Origin of the sequence: Bacillus cereus, assembly GCF_002564555.1 — a bacterium.
GTDB lineage: Bacteria > Bacillota > Bacilli > Bacillales > Bacillaceae_G > Bacillus_A > Bacillus_A cereus_K.
Genome location: NZ_NUVD01000097.1, coordinates 1 through 2,500, shown reverse-complemented (window position 1 = coordinate 2,500; position 2,500 = coordinate 1). Strand labels below are relative to the sequence as shown.

Here is a 2,500-nt window from a genome sequence, read left to right as displayed (position 1 = left end):
ACGTGAAATTCCGTCGGAATCTGGGAGGACCATCTCCCAAGGCTAAATACTCCCTAGTGATCGATAGTGAACCAGTACCGTGAGGGAAAGGTGAAAAGCACCCCGGAAGGGGAGTGAAAGAGATCCTGAAACCGTGTGCCTACAAATAGTCAGAGCCCGTTAATGGGTGATGGCGTGCCTTTTGTAGAATGAACCGGCGAGTTACGATCCCGTGCGAGGTTAAGTTGAAGAGACGGAGCCGCAGCGAAAGCGAGTCTGAATAGGGCGTTTAGTACGTGGTCGTAGACCCGAAACCAGGTGATCTACCCATGTCCAGGGTGAAGTTCAGGTAACACTGAATGGAGGCCCGAACCCACGCACGTTGAAAAGTGCGGGGATGAGGTGTGGGTAGCGGAGAAATTCCAATCGAACCTGGAGATAGCTGGTTCTCCCCGAAATAGCTTTAGGGCTAGCCTTAAGTGTAAGAGTCTTGGAGGTAGAGCACTGATTGAACTAGGGGTCCTCATCGGATTACCGAATTCAGTCAAACTCCGAATGCCAATGACTTATCCTTAGGAGTCAGACTGCGAGTGATAAGATCCGTAGTCAAGAGGGAAACAGCCCAGATCGCCAGCTAAGGTCCCAAAGTGTGTATTAAGTGGAAAAGGATGTGGAGTTGCTTAGACAACTAGGATGTTGGCTTAGAAGCAGCCACCATTTAAAGAGTGCGTAATAGCTCACTAGTCGAGTGACTCTGCGCCGAAAATGTACCGGGGCTAAATACACCACCGAAGCTGCGAATTGATACCAATGGTATCAGTGGTAGGGGAGCGTTCTAAGTGCAGTGAAGTCAGACCGTAAGGACTGGTGGAGCGCTTAGAAGTGAGAATGCCGGTATGAGTAGCGAAAGACGGGTGAGAATCCCGTCCACCGAATGCCTAAGGTTTCCTGAGGAAGGCTCGTCCGCTCAGGGTTAGTCAGGACCTAAGCCGAGGCCGACAGGCGTAGGCGATGGACAACAGGTTGATATTCCTGTACCACCTCTTTATCGTTTGAGCAATGGAGGGACGCAGAAGGATAGAAGAAGCGTGCGATTGGTTGTGCACGTCCAAGCAGTTAGGCTGATAAGTAGGCAAATCCGCTTATCGTGAAGGCTGAGCTGTGATGGGGAAGCTCCTTATGGAGCGAAGTCTTTGATTCCCCGCTGCCAAGAAAAGCTTCTAGCGAGATAAAAGGTGCCTGTACCGCAAACCGACACAGGTAGGCGAGGAGAGAATCCTAAGGTGTGCGAGAGAACTCTGGTTAAGGAACTCGGCAAAATGACCCCGTAACTTCGGGAGAAGGGGTGCTTTCTTAACGGAAAGCCGCAGTGAATAGGCCCAAGCGACTGTTTAGCAAAAACACAGGTCTCTGCGAAGCCGTAAGGCGAAGTATAGGGGCTGACACCTGCCCGGTGCTGGAAGGTTAAGGAGAGGGGTTAGCGTAAGCGAAGCTCTGAACTGAAGCCCCAGTAAACGGCGGCCGTAACTATAACGGTCCTAAGGTAGCGAAATTCCTTGTCGGGTAAGTTCCGACCCGCACGAAAGGTGTAACGATTTGGGCACTGTCTCAACCAGAGACTCGGTGAAATTATAGTACCTGTGAAGATGCAGGTTACCCGCGACAGGACGGAAAGACCCCGTGGAGCTTTACTGTAGCCTGATATTGAATTTTGGTACAGTTTGTACAGGATAGGCGGGAGCCATTGAAACCGGAGCGCTAGCTTCGGTGGAGGCGCTGGTGGGATACCGCCCTGACTGTATTGAAATTCTAACCTACGGGTCTTATCGACCCGGGAGACAGTGTCAGGTGGGCAGTTTGACTGGGGCGGTCGCCTCCTAAAGTGTAACGGAGGCGCCCAAAGGTTCCCTCAGAATGGTTGGAAATCATTCGTAGAGTGCAAAGGCATAAGGGAGCTTGACTGCGAGACCTACAAGTCGAGCAGGGACGAAAGTCGGGCTTAGTGATCCGGTGGTTCCGCATGGAAGGGCCATCGCTCAACGGATAAAAGCTACCCCGGGGATAACAGGCTTATCTCCCCCAAGAGTCCACATCGACGGGGAGGTTTGGCACCTCGATGTCGGCTCATCGCATCCTGGGGCTGTAGTCGGTCCCAAGGGTTGGGCTGTTCGCCCATTAAAGCGGTACGCGAGCTGGGTTCAGAACGTCGTGAGACAGTTCGGTCCCTATCCGTCGTGGGCGTAGGAAATTTGAGAGGAGCTGTCCTTAGTACGAGAGGACCGGGATGGACGCACCGCTGGTGTACCAGTTGTTCTGCCAAGGGCATAGCTGGGTAGCTATGTGCGGAAGGGATAAGTGCTGAAAGCATCTAAGCATGAAGCCCCCCTCAAGATGAGATTTCCCATAGCGTAAGCTAGTAAGATCCCTGAAAGATGATCAGGTTGATAGGTTCGAGGTGGAAGCATGGTGACATGTGGAGCTGACGAATACTAATAGATCGAGGACTTAACCATATAATATG

1 rRNA gene (cut by a window edge) is annotated in these 2,500 nt (G+C 52.0%); it reads left to right on the top strand.

What is annotated here, in order from left to right:
• Positions 1 to 2,492, top strand: a 23S ribosomal RNA gene (locus COI75_RS22230) (it extends 430 nt beyond the left edge of the window).
• Positions 2,493 to 2,500: the final 8 nt, after the last annotated feature.